Below are 13694 nucleotides of genomic sequence, written 5' to 3'. Positions count from 1 at the left end.
GGAACAGAGTATGGCCATTCCAAAATTAACCGCTTACGCGCTGCCGACCGCCGCAGAGTTGCCGACCAGTAAAGTAAACTGGGCGTTTGAGCCTGAACGTGCCGCGCTGTTGATCCACGATATGCAGGAGTATTTCCTGAACTTCTGGGGTGAAAACAGCGCGATGATGCAGCAGGTGGTGGCGAATATCGCCAGACTGCGCGCTTACTGCAAAGCGCACAATATTCCCGTGTACTACACCGCTCAGCCGAAAGAGCAGAGCGACGAAGACCGCGCCCTGCTGAACGACATGTGGGGGCCGGGCCTGACCCGCTCGCCGGAGCAGCAGCGCATTGTCCGCGAACTGACCCCGGACGAAGCGGACACGGTGCTGGTGAAGTGGCGCTACAGCGCGTTTCACCGCTCGCCGCTGGAGCAGATGCTGAAAGAAACCGGCCGCAACCAGCTGCTGATTACCGGCGTTTACGCCCACATCGGCTGTATGACCACCGCCACCGATGCCTTTATGCGCGACATCAAGCCGTTCTTTATCGCCGACGCGCTGGCGGATTTCACCCGTGACGAGCACCTGATGTCGCTCACCTACGTTGCCGGACGCTCGGGCCGCGTGGTGATGACCGACGAGCTGCTGCCGTCCGTTCCGGCGACCAAAGCCGCGCTGCGTGAGCTGATCCTGCCGCTGCTGGACGAGTCCGACGAGCCGATGGATGACGAAAACCTGATCGACTACGGTCTGGACTCGGTGCGCATGATGGCGCTGGCCGCCCGCTGGCGCAAAGTGCACGGCGACATTGACTTCGTGATGCTGGCCAAAAATCCAACCATCGACGCCTGGTGGGCGCTGCTGTCCCGCGAGGTGAAGTGATGGGGCTGGATTTCACCGGTAAAACCGTCTGGGTGACGGGCGCGGGTAAGGGGATTGGCTACGCGACGGCGCTGGCGTTTGTGGAGGCGGGCGCACGGGTGACCGGCTTCGATCTGGCTTTTCCGCTGGGGGATTATCCGTTCGCCACTGAAACCCTGGACGTGGCGGATGCCGCGCAGGTGCATGAAGTGTGCGGACGCGCGCTGGCGTCGCTTGAACGGCTGGACGTGCTGGTCAACGCGGCGGGCATTCTGCGCATGGGGGCGACGGACCAGCTTTCGCAGGAGGACTGGCAGCAGACCTTCGCGGTCAACGTCGGCGGCGCGTTCAACCTGTTCCAGCAGACGATGGGCCAGTTCCGTCGCCAGCAGGGCGGGGCGATAGTCACCGTGGCGTCCGACGCGGCGCACGCGCCGCGCATCGGCATGAGCGCCTACGGCGCGTCGAAGGCGGCGCTGAAAAGCCTGGCCCTGACCGTCGGGCTGGAGCTGGCGGGCAGCGGCGTGCGCTGTAACCTGGTGTCGCCGGGCTCAACGGATACCGATATGCAGCGCACCCTGTGGAAAAGCGACGACGCGGAGCAGCAGCGTATTCGCGGTTTTGGCGAGCAGTTCAAGCTCGGCATTCCGCTGGGCAAAATCGCTCGCCCGCAGGAGATAGCCAGCACGGTGCTGTTCCTTGCTTCCGAGGCCGCCAGCCATATCACCCTGCAGGATATCGTGGTGGACGGCGGCTCCACGCTGGGGGCGTAAGATGATCTGGAAACGTCATTTACCGCTCGAGGAGCTGAACGCGACCAGCCTGAACACCCTGGTGGCGCATCTCGGCATCGTCTATACCCGCCTCGGCGACGACACGCTGGAAGCGGAGATGCCGGTGGATGCGCGTACCCATCAGCCGTTTGGCCTGCTGCACGGCGGCGCGTCGGCGGCGCTGGCGGAAACCCTGGGATCGATGGCCGGCTTTCTGATGACCCGTGACGGTCAGAGCGTGGTGGGGACGGAGCTTAACGCCACGCACCATCGTGCGGTCTCTCACGGCAAAGTGCGCGGGGTATGTCAGCCGCTGCATCTGGGGCGGTCGAGCCAGAGCTGGGAGATTGTGGTATTCGACGAGCAGGGGCGGCGGTGCTGCACCTGTCGGTTGAGCACGATGGTGTTGGGCTAAGCCAGGCAGATCAAAGTGATCGGCTTAACACTGTGGTGTAAATCTCTGGTTTGACCACGCATTATTGCGTTTCAAAGTTGTTAAATTTTTCCGGTTGTTCTAGAAACAAAATGTAACATCTCACTGTTTCACAACAACGGACAACAACTATGAACAACTCAGGGAAATACCTTACATGGGCAGGGCTCTCCGTTGTGGGAGCCTTTGCCCTGGGCTATATCGCCCTCAACCGGGGGGAACAGATCAATGCGCTCTGGATCGTCGTCGCCTCCGTCTGCATTTATCTGATCGCCTACCGTTTTTATGGCCGCTATATCGCGAAGAACGTTCTGGGCGTTGACGCGACGCGCATGACGCCTGCCGTCCGCCATAACGACGGGCTGGACTACGTGCCGACCGACAAAAAAGTGCTGTTCGGTCACCATTTTGCGGCGATTGCCGGGGCGGGTCCGCTGGTGGGGCCGGTGCTGGCGGCGCAGATGGGCTACCTGCCGGGGATGATCTGGATCCTTGCGGGCGTGGTGCTGGCGGGCGCGGTGCAGGACTTTATGGTGCTGTTCGTTTCGACCCGCCGCGACGGGCGTTCGCTGGGTGAGCTGGTGAAAGAGGAGATGGGGGCAACCGCCGGGGTGATTGCGCTGGTGGCAACCTTTATGATTATGGTGATCATCCTCGCGGTGCTGGCGATGATCGTGGTGAAAGCGCTGACCCACAGCCCGTGGGGGACCTATACCGTTGCCTTCACCATTCCGCTGGCGCTGTTTATGGGGATTTATATTCGCTACCTGCGCCCGGGCCGCATTGGTGAGGTGTCGGTAATTGGCCTGGTATTCCTGGTGTTCGCCATTATCTCCGGCGGCTGGGTGGCGGAAAGCCCGACCTGGGCGCCGTTCTTCGACTTTACCGGCGTCCAGCTGACCTGGATGCTGGTGGGCTACGGCTTTGTGGCGGCGGTGCTGCCGATATGGCTGCTGCTGGCTCCGCGTGACTATCTCTCTACGTTCCTGAAAATCGGCACCATCGTCGGGCTGGCGATTGGCATTCTGATTATGCGTCCGACCCTGACCATGCCTGCGTTAACCAAATTCATCGACGGTACCGGCCCGGTCTGGACCGGTAACCTGTTCCCGTTCCTGTTTATCACCATCGCCTGCGGCGCGGTGTCGGGCTTCCACGCGCTGATCGCATCCGGAACCACGCCGAAGATGCTGGCGAATGAAAATCAGGCCTGCCTGATCGGCTACGGCGGCATGCTGATGGAATCCTTTGTCGCCATCATGGCGCTGGTCTCGGCCTGTATCATCGACCCGGGCGTGTACTTCGCGATGAACAGCCCGATGGCGGTACTGGCACCGGCTGGCACCGTTGACGTGGTGGCGTCCGCCGCGCAGGTGGTGAGCGGCTGGGGCTTTGCGATTACCCCTGATACGTTGACGAGCATCGCCAGTGAAGTGGGCGAGCAGTCGATTATCTCCCGTGCGGGCGGAGCGCCGACGCTGGCGGTCGGCATGGCGTATATTCTTCACGGCGCGCTGGGCGGGCTGATGGACGTGTCGTTCTGGTATCACTTCGCCATCCTGTTCGAGGCGCTGTTTATCCTGACGGCGGTGGATGCGGGAACTCGTGCGGCGCGCTTTATGCTGCAGGACCTGCTGGGGGTGATCTCCCCGAACCTGAAGCGTACCGATTCGCTCCCGGCTAACCTGCTGGCGACGGCGCTGTGCGTGCTGGCGTGGGGCTACTTCCTGCACCAGGGCGTGGTCGATCCGCTCGGCGGGATTAACACCCTGTGGCCGCTGTTTGGTATCGCCAACCAGATGCTGGCAGGCATGGCGCTGATGCTCTGCGCGGTGGTGCTGTTCAAGATGAAGCGCCAGCGTTACGCCTGGGTGGCACTGGTGCCAACCGCGTGGCTGCTGATCTGTACCCTGACGGCGGGCTGGCAGAAGGCCTTCAGCCCGGACAACAAGGTGGGCTTCCTGGCGATCGCCAACAAGTTCCAGGCGATGATCGACAGCGGCAAGATCCCGGCGCAGTACACCGAGTCGCAGCTGTCCCAGCTGGTGTTTAACAACCGTCTGGATGCCGGGCTGACTATCTTCTTTATGGTGGTGGTCGTGGTGCTGGCGTTGTATTCTCTCAAGACCGCGCTGGCGGCGTTGAAAAACGATCAGCCAACGGCGAAAGAGACGCCGTACGAGCCGATGCCTGAAAACCTGGAAGAGATTGTGACCCAGGCGAAAGGGGCGCACTAACCTGTGTGCCGGGTGGCGGCTTCGCCTTACCCGGCCTACATTTCTTCTCCGCCCTCTCCCTCCGGGAGAGGGCCGGAAACAAACGAGAAACTGATTATGTTCGACACTCTATCCAAAGCAGGTAAATACCTGGGCCAGGCCGCCAAAATGATGATTGGCGTGCCGGACTACGACAACTACGTCGAGCATATGCGCGTCAACCATCCGGACCAGACGCCCATGACCTACGAAGAATTTTTCCGCGACCGCCAGGACGCCCGCTACGGCGGCAAGGGCGGGGCGAAGTGCTGTTAACCCTCTTTCGGTAAATAGAGGCTGATCTGTTCCTGCTTGCAGCCGTAGATAGCAGCCAGCTTTTCGCGGGTGCGCTTTTGCGGACGGGAGTCCAGCGCTTCCAGCTGTGACACGGCGGACTGGGTGATGCCGAGTTTCTCAGCCACCTCCTGCTGGGACATGCCGCGCAGGATACGCCACGCGGCCTGCAGGCTGACGTTCTGCCAGGTCATGATGCTGCATACTTCTCCCGGCAATTCCACGTCATCCAGACTATCGTGTTCGACTTCAATATCCTCCAGATCGTCGTCGGTTTCGTCGTCAATTTCTGCCATCTGTAAGAGCATACGAAAATATTCGTGATAGGGAATAACGACGTACTGCGTTTTCCCGTTATCGTCCTTGATTAGCTGTACAGCCATAGTTGGCACTCTCCTCATGCAGGTAAGTCTTTGAAGTTCTGCGCTTGACGGCCAAAACATAACAATGGTCATCGGGATCGTCCCGAAGCGTATAGACGATGCGGTAATCGCCTACGCGAAGCCGGAAATGATTTTCTGTTGTCGATATTTTTTTGATATCGGGCCGGGGAGCCGAGCGGTCATCCAGCTCGGAGAGCTTTACCTCAATTCGACGCTGATACCGCTCGTCAATTCTGGAAAATGCCTTTTTTGCACCATTGGACCAGACAATCTTCATCCGTACCTCCACTGTACGCCCACACAAAGTATAAGGAAATAATAAGGCTATTAGATAAATTCCGAATTTCTAATGGGGTGCTGTAGAGCGGGGAAATAACCGGAGAAAGCGGCAAAACGCGAACCGTCGAGGGCGCTCGGAAACGCCTCTGCCGGACGACAGAGGCTTGCAGTGAGATTGCGATCAGGCGTTCAAACCGCCGTCCACGTCCAGGCCGGTACCGGAGATCTGCCCGGCCGCCGGACTGGCAAGAAACGTGACCGCCGCCGCGACGTCTTCCGGCTGACCGTAATGACCCAAAGCAATAAGCTGACGCTGAGAGTCAGCCTGTTCCCCGTCTTCCGGGTTCATATCGCTGTTGGTGGGCCCGGGATGTACCAGGTTAACGGTAATGCCGCGCGGCCCTAAATCACGGGCCAGCCCGCGGGTGAGGGAATTCAGCGCCGATTTGGTCATCGAGTAAACGGCAATGCCCGGCTGCGCCACGCGGTTTGCCAGACAGCTGCCGATGTTGATAATGCGCCCGCCGTCTGACATGTGCACCAGCGCTTCCTGAATGGCGATCACCACGCCGCGAATGTTGACGTTGATAAGGGCGTCAATGTCCGCCAGCGTCATGGACTCCAGCGGACCGCCGCGCGCGATCCCGGCGTTGTTGACCAGAATGTCCAGCCCGCCAAGAGAACGCGCCGCATGGGTGACGGCATCCTGAATCGCCTGCGCGCTGGCGCTGTCGGCCTGCACGGCTTCGCTGTGGCGCCCCAGCGCCTTAATCTCATCGGCGACCGCCTGGGCCTTATCGGCAGATTTTTCATACGTAATAATCACATCCGCACCGGCGCGCGCCAGCGACAGGGCAATCGCACGACCCAATCCGCGGCTGGCACCGGTAACCAGCGCCTTTTTACCTGTTAAATCGATCTGCATGATGACCTCGTTACGAGAGTGGTAAGAATCATCATTAGGTATAGCCTGTCGGCGCGATTAACGGCTGAAGGATTCCACTTTCTCAAACGCGGCGCGCAGAACGTCAGGCGTTAACGTAACAGGTAAATAGTGAATCGACTCCACCGGGCGCAGGGTGTGGGCAATGACCTTATCCAGCTCGTCGCGGTTAGTGATGTCGACGTCCAGCTCGCGAAGCGTGGTCGGCAGGTTAAAACGCTGGTAAGCCGTCACCAGCTGCGCCAGCACGTCGTCCTGGCCGAGCAGGGCGCTCTGCACCAGAATGCCGTAGGCCACCTTGGTGCCGTGCAGGTATTTCTCCGTCTGTGGCAGCACGGTTAAGCCGTTGTGTACCGCATGCGCCGCCGCCACGCGCGTATAGCGTTCGCCCAGGCCGCCGACCATCCCGCCGCCGGCGATGATTGCATCCACCACGTCCCGGAACGCCTGCGTCTGTTCGCCGCGCTGCTGGTCGGCCAGCGCCTCTTCGCTGCGCGCCAGCAGCACGTCGCGGATCGCCAGCGCGCCGTTGATGCCCAGCCGCACCGTCAGTGGCAGGTTCTCAGGCTCAGGTGCCAATACCACCGCTTCGTACCACTTCGCCAGCGTATCGCCGATGCCCGCCAGCAGGTACTCCGCCGGGGCGTTAAGGACGATCTGCGGCTCCACCAGCACCAGGAAGTTGGCGTCGTCGAAGATCTCAAAATGCAGCGCCTGACCGGCATCGTTATACCAGACGGAGAGCGGGGTCCACGCCGCACAGGTGGCGGCAATGGTGGGGATGCCCACAAACGGCACCCCTAAGCGGCGCGCCACGGCCTTGACGGTATCCATCACCGCGCCGCCGCCGACGCCAATCACCACGCTGGCGTCGCTGCCGGATTCATTCACCAGATGGGTGACGTCGCGCTCGCTGCAGTGGCCTTTAAACAGCAGGCGTTTCGCTCCCGGCGCGTTAAAGCTCGCCGGCAGGAAAGGGCGCGCGCCTTCGATAGCGCGCTCGCCGTAAATCCACACCGCGCGGGAAAGCTGTTCCGGGGTAAAGAAGTTATCCAGCTGCGCAAGGCTTCCGGGATGAGAGAAGTAGTTCGCCGGGCCAGGCACGACGCGGATATCGGTGTTGCTCATGATGGTGTCCTTTTTTGCCGAAGCGCTAACCCGATGTTATGTCTGGACATCCGGATGGCTAATAATATTTCGCTTTAACTTATGCCTTTTCCGTCGTTGTCAGTCAACCAGAGCTGTGAAAAATTCGATAAATCAGAAGAGTAATGAAGGATTTACGCGGATGGTTTCCAGTCGCCTTGAGATGCGCGGTATCAGCCTGGCCTTTTCCGGCTTTCAGGCGCTGTCGCGCGTGAATTTCACCTTAACCGGCGGATCCGTACACGCGCTGACCGGCGCCAACGGCGCGGGGAAATCGACGCTGATGGCGGTGCTGTGCGGCACGCACGACCACTATGAGGGCGAGATCAGCATCAACAACCAGCCGGTGAGCATCCGCGAACCGCTTGATGCCAAACGGCTGGGGATCCATCTCGTTCAGCAGGAGGTGGACGTGGCGCTGATCCCGGGGTTAAGCATCGCCGAAAACATCATGCTCGACCAGCTGGCGCAGCCGGGGCATCGCTTCAGCTGGCGCGCGATCCGCCATCAGGCGAGACAGGCGCTGGCGCAGCTCGACGTGACGCTGGACGTTCGCCGTTCCATCGACGGCTGTTCGCTGGCCGAAAAGCAGCAGATTTTGCTGGCGCGGGCGCTGTCCCACCACTGCCGTTTTTTGATTCTTGATGAACCCACCGCGCCGCTGGACGCGCACGAGAGCGAGCGCCTGTTTGCGGTAGTGAGACGTTTAAAGCAGCAGGGCATCGGCGTGGTGTTTATCTCTCACCGCATTCACGAGCTGAAGGCCATCTGCGACACCCTGACGGTGCTGCGCGACGGCAAGCTGATCGAGTCCGGCCCGATGGCCGATCTTAGCGGCGAAGCGATCGTCGAGAAGATGCTCGGCCACGTGCTGAGCGATATCTATCCGCCCGCGCGGCCGCCGCACGGCGACGAAACGCTGTTACGCGTTGAGGGGCTTCACGACGACGCGCTGCTGAAAGATATCTCCCTGCACCTGCGCAAAGGCGAAATTCTCGGGATTGCCGGGCTGGCGGGGGCGGGGAAAACCGAACTCTGCAAGGCGCTGTTTGGCGCCACCAAGAGCCGCGTGGCGCGCGGTGAGCTGAATCATCAATCCTGGCAGCCGCGCGACCCGGCCGACTCCGTGCTGCGCGGTCTGGCGCTGGTGCCGGAGGAGAGGCGGAAAGAGGGCATTTTTATCGACGAGCCGGTGAGCATGAACCTCGCCGTGTGCGCCGATAACAGCTTTTCGCGCTGGAGCCTGTTTGGCCATCGTCAGGCGTGGCGCTGGGCGGAAGAGGTCATCGCCCGCGTCGGCGTGCGCGCGCGTGGGCCGGGGCAGGTGCTGCGCCGTCTCTCCGGCGGCAACCAGCAGAAGGTCGCCATCGGTAAATGGCTGCGCAATGACGCCAGCGTGCTGATATTCGACGAGCCGACCAAAGGCGTGGACGTGAAGGCCAAAACCGACCTGTTCCAGCTGATTGACGGCCTGGCGCGCGAGGGCAAAGGGGTGATTTACGCCTCGGGCGAATTTGCCGAACTGGTCGGGCTGTGCGACCGCATCTGCGTGCTGTGGGACGGGCGCATCGTGGCGGAAATCGCCGGGGCCGAGGCCCGCGAAGAGACACTACTTTATTATTCAACCGGAGGAACGGCGCCGTGAGCAAGGCCCTTTCAGTGAACGCGGCGGCGTCTGGCCGCCAGCAGATTTTCGATTTTCTCTACAGGTGGGGCATGCTGTTAACCGTCGTCGCGCTGGTGGCCGTCTTTGGCCTGGCGTCGGACAGCTTCCTCGATCCGAACAACATCATCAACATTCTGCGCTCGATTGCCATCGTGACGGTGATTGCCATTGGCGTGTCGATCTCGTTGACCATCGGCGGGTTCGATCTCTCCGTGGGATCCACCGCCTCGCTGGCGAACGCGCTGGTGATTTCGCTTTTCGTCTGGCACGGTTTTGGCACCACCGAGTCGATTCTGATCACCCTCGCGCTCTGCACGCTGGTGGGTCTGTTTAACGCCTTCCTGATCGTCATCCTGCGTATTCCGGACATGCTGGCGACGCTTGCCAGCCTGTTTGTGATCCAGGGCGTGGCGATGACCTACAGCTACGGCGGGTCGATTACCGAGAACATGGTGCTGCCGAGCGGCGACATGGCGGAAGGGACCATTCCGGCGGCGTTCAGCCTGCTGGGGCAGGTGCCGACCATCGTGATCGTCATGCTGGTGGTGACCGTGCTGGCGCAGCTGGGCCTGTCGCTCACTACGCATGGCCGACGCATGTACGCCATCGGCGGTAACCCCGAAGCCGCGCGCCTCTCCGGCATTCGCACCACGCGCTACAAGGTGGCGGCCTACGTGATTGCCTCGCTGCTGGCGGGTCTGGGCGGGATTTTGCTGGCTTCGCGCATCGGCTCGTCGCAGGTGAATGCGGGCGGCGGATACCTGATGGATGCGGTGGCGGCGGCGTGGATTGGCTTCTCGCTGGCCGGATCCGGCAAGCCGAACGCGCTGGGAACCCTGGTTGGGGCGGTCATTCTCGGCGTGCTGTCGAACGGGCTGGTGATGCTCTCCGTGCCGTATTACGCCATGGACATTATAAAAGGGCTGGTGCTCGCGGTAGCGCTGGCGATTACCTACATACAAAAACGCTGACAACACAACGGGATAAAAAAATGAAAAAGATTGCACTCTCTTTGGTGGCACTTGGGTTGCTCACGGCTCTGCCAGGCTTCGCGGCCACGCCCGCGCCGCTTCCGGCAGCCATTGCGAACCATGACGGCCCGATCCGCATCGCGGTGATCCGTAACCTCGGCTCAGATGACAACACCACGCAGTTTATTGCTGGCGCAATTCAGGAAGGGAAGAAGCTCGGCTTTAAGGTCAGCACCTTTTTAAGCAACGGGGACGACGCCAAATTCCAGGACTTCGTGAACCAGGCCATCAGCCAGAAGTATGACGGGATTATTCTCTCTCAGGGGCGCGATCCGTACTCCACCGCGCTGGTGAAGAAAGCGGTGGATGCCGGGATCAAAGTCGCCGTCTTTGATACCGCCGTTAACGGTGAGATCCCGGGCGTGACCGTCACCCAGCAGGACGATGCCTCCCTGACGAACCTCTCCTTCGGCCAGCTGGCGAAAGATTTTAACGGCAAGGCCAATATCGTCAAGCTGTGGGTGGCGGGCTTCCCGCCGATGGAGCGTCGTCAGGCGGCCTATAAAGAGCTGCAAAAGCAGTATCCGGACATCAAAGAGCTGGAGTCTATCGGCGCCGTGTCCTCTGACGTGCAGGGCGATACCGCCAACAAGGTGGGTGCGATCCTGGCGAAATACCCGAAAGGCAAAATCGACGCCATCTGGGGAACCTGGGACGCCTTCAGCCAGGGCGCGTATAAGGCGCTGAAAGAGAACGGCCGCACCGAGATTAAGCTCTACAGCATCGACATCTCTAACCAGGATCTGCAGCTGATGCGCGAGCCGGGCAGCGCGTGGAAGGTGAGCGTGGCGGTGGATCCGAAGCTGATTGGCGCAACTAACGTGCGTCTGGTGGCGAACAAGATTGCCGGGGAAGCCACGCCTGCGACCTACGATTTCAAAGCGGCGGCCATTCCTCAGGCGCTGCTGACCGCTCAGCCGGGCCCGGTGAACGTGGCGTCGCTGGGGAAAATCATTCCGGGCTGGGGCCAGACGGAAGATTTTATCGCGCCGTGGTTTGCGACGCTGGAAGCGAAGAATAAATAAAACCAGGCCGGGTGGCGTCAGGTGCGGCCTGATGCCCTCACCCCGGCCCTCTCCCGCAGGGAGAGGGGGAAAACCCAAAGGAGCTAACGGTGACGCAAGTACCCCTTCCAGAATACAGCCGCAATATGCGGCTGATTGGCCATAGCGATCAGGGCGGTCGCCCGGACGGCGTGCAGCTGATGGTGCATCGCGGTTTCGCCTATATCGGCCATATGGTGTCGCAGGGCTTTTCGATTGTCGACGTGCGCGACCCGAAAAACCCGAAAGCGGCGGGCTACGTGCCCGCGCCGCCCGGCACCTGGAACGTGCACCTGCAGGCGCATGACGACCTGCTGCTGGTGATTAACGCCCGGGATCTGTTTGCCGATGCCCGCTTTGCCGACGAGAAGGTCTACTACACCCGCCAGGTGGGGGAGACCGTCAGCGATGTGCAGGACAAAGGCTGGAGCGCCGGGCTGCGGGTGTTTGATATCTCCACGCCCGACAGGCCGCGCGAAATCGGCTTTCTGTCGCTGAGCGGCATCGGCATCCACCGCATCTGGTACGTCGGCGGCCGCTGGGCGTATGTGTCAGCGCTGATCGACGGCTTTACCGACTACATTTTCCTGACCATCGATCTGGCCGATCCGCGTAAGCCTGAAGTGGCGGGGCGCTGGTGGCTGCCGGGGATGAACCAGGCCGAAGGGGAGAAGCCGAACTGGCCGGAAGGGAAACGCTACGCGCTGCATCACGCGATTATCGCGGGCGATACCGCCTACGGCAGCTGGCGCGACGGCGGCCTGACGCTGCTGGACGTGAAGGACCGCACCCGGCCGAAGCTGATTAGCCACCGCAACTGGAGTCCGCCGTTTGGCGGCGGGACGCACACCGCGCTGCCGCTGCCGGACCGCGATTTGCTGGTGGTGCTGGACGAAGCGGTGCTCGATAACCAGGAGGACGGCGAAAAGCTGATCTGGCTGTTTGATATCCGCGAGCCGTCGAACCCGGTCAGCATCTCGACCTTCCCGCAGCCGGATGAAACCGACTACGTGGCGAAAGGGGCGCACTTCGGGCCGCATAATCTGCATGAGAACCGGCCGGGGAGCTTTATCAGCTCGACGCTGATTTTTGCGACCTATCAGAACGCGGGCGTGCGCGCATATGACATTTCCAATCCGTATCGACCGGTGGAAACCGGTGCGCTGGTGCCCGCCGCGCCGGAGAGAATGATGGACACGAGGCCGAATCGCCCGCAGGTGATCCAGTCGTGCGACGTGTTTGTGGATGCGCAGGGGATAATTTACAGCACGGATTATAACGGCGGGCTGTCGGTGATTGAGTATCTGGGATGAGTGCGGTTTGATGCCCTCATCCCGTCCCTCTCCCACAGGGAGAGGGAGAAAACCAAATGTAATCAGCTGTACTGACGCACCCGTGCCACCAGATCTTCGGCGCTGTCGATGCGGTCGGCAATGACAATCAGCGCTTTACCGAGCGTTATCGCGTGGCGCAGGCACTCGTGGCGCATCGCCTCGTCCTGGATGGTGTCGATATCCGCGACGTGGGAAAGCCCGACGCTGCGGCGAATGAGCTCGGTGCCGCAGAAGCCGATGGCGTCATGCCAGACCTTTTTCAGGAACGCGGAGGCATAGCCCGGCGCGCCGAGCGCGGCGTCGCGCGTTTTCTCGTTTGCCAGCGCCTGGAAGCGTTCCGCGAAGGTGTTCCACAGCTCCTGAATATCGGTCAGGCGCTGCTCGCGCGCGGCGGCGGCATCGCGAATGCCCAGATGCCCCGGCAGGCCGCAGAAGTTCAGCAGCAGGTTGCCGATGGCGGTGCCGACGTCAAAGCCAATCGGGCCAAAGTAGCCGAACTCGGCGTCGATGGCCTTCAGGCTGCCGTCAGCCACAAAAATCGAGCCGCTGTGAATATCGCCGTGCAGGAGCGCTTCGGCGTGCGAGAAGAAGCGGTGCTTCAGGGAAGCTACGGCAATTTTAAGCTGAGCGTCGTCGCGCAGGGCCGCGACGTCATTTTCCAGCTCGGCCGGGTAGCTGTTGCGTTCGTGGATCTGGTACGGATCGTTGAAGAACAGATCTTCGGTGATCTCGCACATCTCCGGGTTGATGAATTTCGCCACCTGCGCTTTTTTCGCGTGCGGGTGCAGGTAGAAATCGCTGGTGTGGAACAGCGCGTGCGCGAGGTATTCGCCCAGCTGACGGGCCGCCTGCGGGTAGTAATTGTTTTTAATCAGCTCGCCGCGCCAGATGCGATGGCTGGAGAGGTCTTCCATCACCATCACCGCCAGCTCCGGGTCAAAGTGGTTGATTTTCACGGTGTGCTGCGGGCTGTGCTGGTAGTGCTCGACCAGGGTTTGTGCTTCAAGGCGGGCGCGGTCCAGCGTCAGCGGCCAGGACTCGCCGACGCAGCGCACGTAGGGCAGCGCCTGCTTAACGACGATGCGGCTCACGCCCGCGCCGTCGAAAATTTTGAATACCAGATTGAGGTTGCCGTCGCCTACTTCCTGCGCCTCTACCAGCGATGAAGGATCGTCAAGTCCGCCAAACTGCCTGGCATACTCCACGGCGTCCTGAGCGGTAAAGGTACGGTATTGCGACATGGCCTGCTCCTCACGAGTTTTCTAATTAA

Annotated in this window: 14 protein-coding genes; 9 read left to right on the top strand and 5 right to left on the bottom strand. The window is 61.1% G+C overall.

Annotated features, from left to right (window positions below):
- Nucleotides 1-10 precede the first annotated feature (10 nt).
- From SPH27_RS08925 to SPH27_RS08905, 5 genes are all read left to right on the top strand, one after another.
- Nucleotides 11-865: an isochorismatase gene (locus SPH27_RS08925; RefSeq protein ID WP_182072397.1), complete on the top strand. Its 855-nt coding sequence runs from the start codon at nucleotides 11-13 to the stop codon at nucleotides 863-865.
- Nucleotides 862-1617 carry a 2,3-dihydro-2,3-dihydroxybenzoate dehydrogenase EntA gene (entA, locus tag SPH27_RS08920; protein WP_182072431.1) on the top strand — a complete coding sequence of 252 codons (756 nt, stop codon included), beginning with the start codon at nucleotides 862-864 and terminating at the stop codon, nucleotides 1615-1617. The genes SPH27_RS08925 and entA overlap by 4 nt, the downstream gene beginning before the upstream one ends.
- A 1-nt stretch (nucleotide 1618) precedes the next feature.
- Nucleotides 1619-2032 (top strand): proofreading thioesterase EntH, encoded by a 414-nt coding sequence (entH, locus tag SPH27_RS08915; protein ID WP_023310710.1) that lies wholly within the window; start codon nucleotides 1619-1621, stop codon nucleotides 2030-2032.
- A gap of 149 nt (nucleotides 2033-2181) precedes the next feature.
- A complete protein-coding gene (gene cstA / locus SPH27_RS08910) occupies nucleotides 2182-4287 on the top strand; it encodes a pyruvate/proton symporter CstA (protein ID WP_182072399.1) in 2106 nt (701 codons plus the stop codon).
- Between the two features lie 96 nt (nucleotides 4288-4383).
- Nucleotides 4384-4581, top strand: a complete 198-nt coding sequence (locus SPH27_RS08905; protein ID WP_006809671.1) for a YbdD/YjiX family protein — start codon at nucleotides 4384-4386, stop codon at nucleotides 4579-4581.
- Here SPH27_RS08905 and SPH27_RS08900 read toward each other — a convergent pair.
- From SPH27_RS08900 to SPH27_RS08885, 4 genes are all read right to left on the bottom strand, one after another.
- Nucleotides 4578-4982, bottom strand: a complete 405-nt coding sequence (locus SPH27_RS08900) for a helix-turn-helix domain-containing protein (RefSeq protein ID WP_029740113.1) — start codon at nucleotides 4980-4982, stop codon at nucleotides 4578-4580. The two genes, SPH27_RS08905 and SPH27_RS08900, sit on opposite strands and share 4 nt — an antisense overlap.
- Nucleotides 4954-5259, bottom strand: coding sequence for a type II toxin-antitoxin system RelE family toxin (locus tag SPH27_RS08895; RefSeq protein ID WP_182072401.1), 306 nt, complete (start codon nucleotides 5257-5259; stop codon nucleotides 4954-4956). The genes SPH27_RS08900 and SPH27_RS08895 overlap by 29 nt, the downstream gene beginning before the upstream one ends.
- Nucleotides 5260-5442: 183 nt before the next feature.
- Nucleotides 5443-6186: an SDR family NAD(P)-dependent oxidoreductase gene (locus tag SPH27_RS08890; protein WP_032661029.1), complete on the bottom strand. Its 744-nt coding sequence runs from the start codon at nucleotides 6184-6186 to the stop codon at nucleotides 5443-5445.
- A gap of 57 nt (nucleotides 6187-6243) precedes the next feature.
- The gene (locus SPH27_RS08885; RefSeq protein WP_182072403.1) at nucleotides 6244-7332 is read right to left on the bottom strand and encodes an oxidoreductase; all 1089 of its coding nucleotides are present in this window, start codon (nucleotides 7330-7332) and stop codon (nucleotides 6244-6246) included.
- Nucleotides 7333-7492: 160 nt separating this feature from the next.
- On the opposite strand from SPH27_RS08885, the gene SPH27_RS08880 reads away from it, so the two are divergent.
- The 4 genes from SPH27_RS08880 to SPH27_RS08865 all read left to right on the top strand — a co-directional run bounded on the left by SPH27_RS08880 (nucleotide 7493) and on the right by SPH27_RS08865 (nucleotide 12403).
- On the top strand, nucleotides 7493-8995 hold the full coding sequence (locus SPH27_RS08880) for a sugar ABC transporter ATP-binding protein (protein ID WP_182072405.1): 1503 nt from the start codon (nucleotides 7493-7495) through the stop codon (nucleotides 8993-8995).
- Entirely contained in the window at nucleotides 8992-9987 is a 996-nt protein-coding gene (locus tag SPH27_RS08875; protein ID WP_023334863.1) for an ABC transporter permease, read from the top strand. Before SPH27_RS08880 ends, SPH27_RS08875 begins: the two co-directional genes overlap by 4 nt.
- 20 nt (nucleotides 9988-10007) lie before the next feature.
- Nucleotides 10008-11072 carry a sugar ABC transporter substrate-binding protein gene (locus SPH27_RS08870; RefSeq protein WP_033144906.1) on the top strand — a complete coding sequence of 355 codons (1065 nt, stop codon included), beginning with the start codon at nucleotides 10008-10010 and terminating at the stop codon, nucleotides 11070-11072.
- An 89-nt stretch (nucleotides 11073-11161) separates the two neighbouring features.
- Nucleotides 11162-12403, top strand: coding sequence for an LVIVD repeat-containing protein (locus SPH27_RS08865; protein ID WP_182072407.1), 1242 nt, complete (start codon nucleotides 11162-11164; stop codon nucleotides 12401-12403).
- Between the two features lie 62 nt (nucleotides 12404-12465).
- On the opposite strand, the gene mtnK is transcribed toward SPH27_RS08865, so the two are convergent.
- Entirely contained in the window at nucleotides 12466-13665 is a 1200-nt protein-coding gene (gene mtnK, locus SPH27_RS08860; protein ID WP_182072409.1) for an S-methyl-5-thioribose kinase, read from the bottom strand.
- Nucleotides 13666-13694: the final 29 nt, after the last annotated feature.

The sequence above is a fragment of the Enterobacter sp. A103 genome (assembly GCF_034427535.1).
Lineage (GTDB): Bacteria > Pseudomonadota > Gammaproteobacteria > Enterobacterales > Enterobacteriaceae > Enterobacter > Enterobacter asburiae_B.
This window is presented reverse-complemented; position numbering and strand designations above follow the sequence as displayed.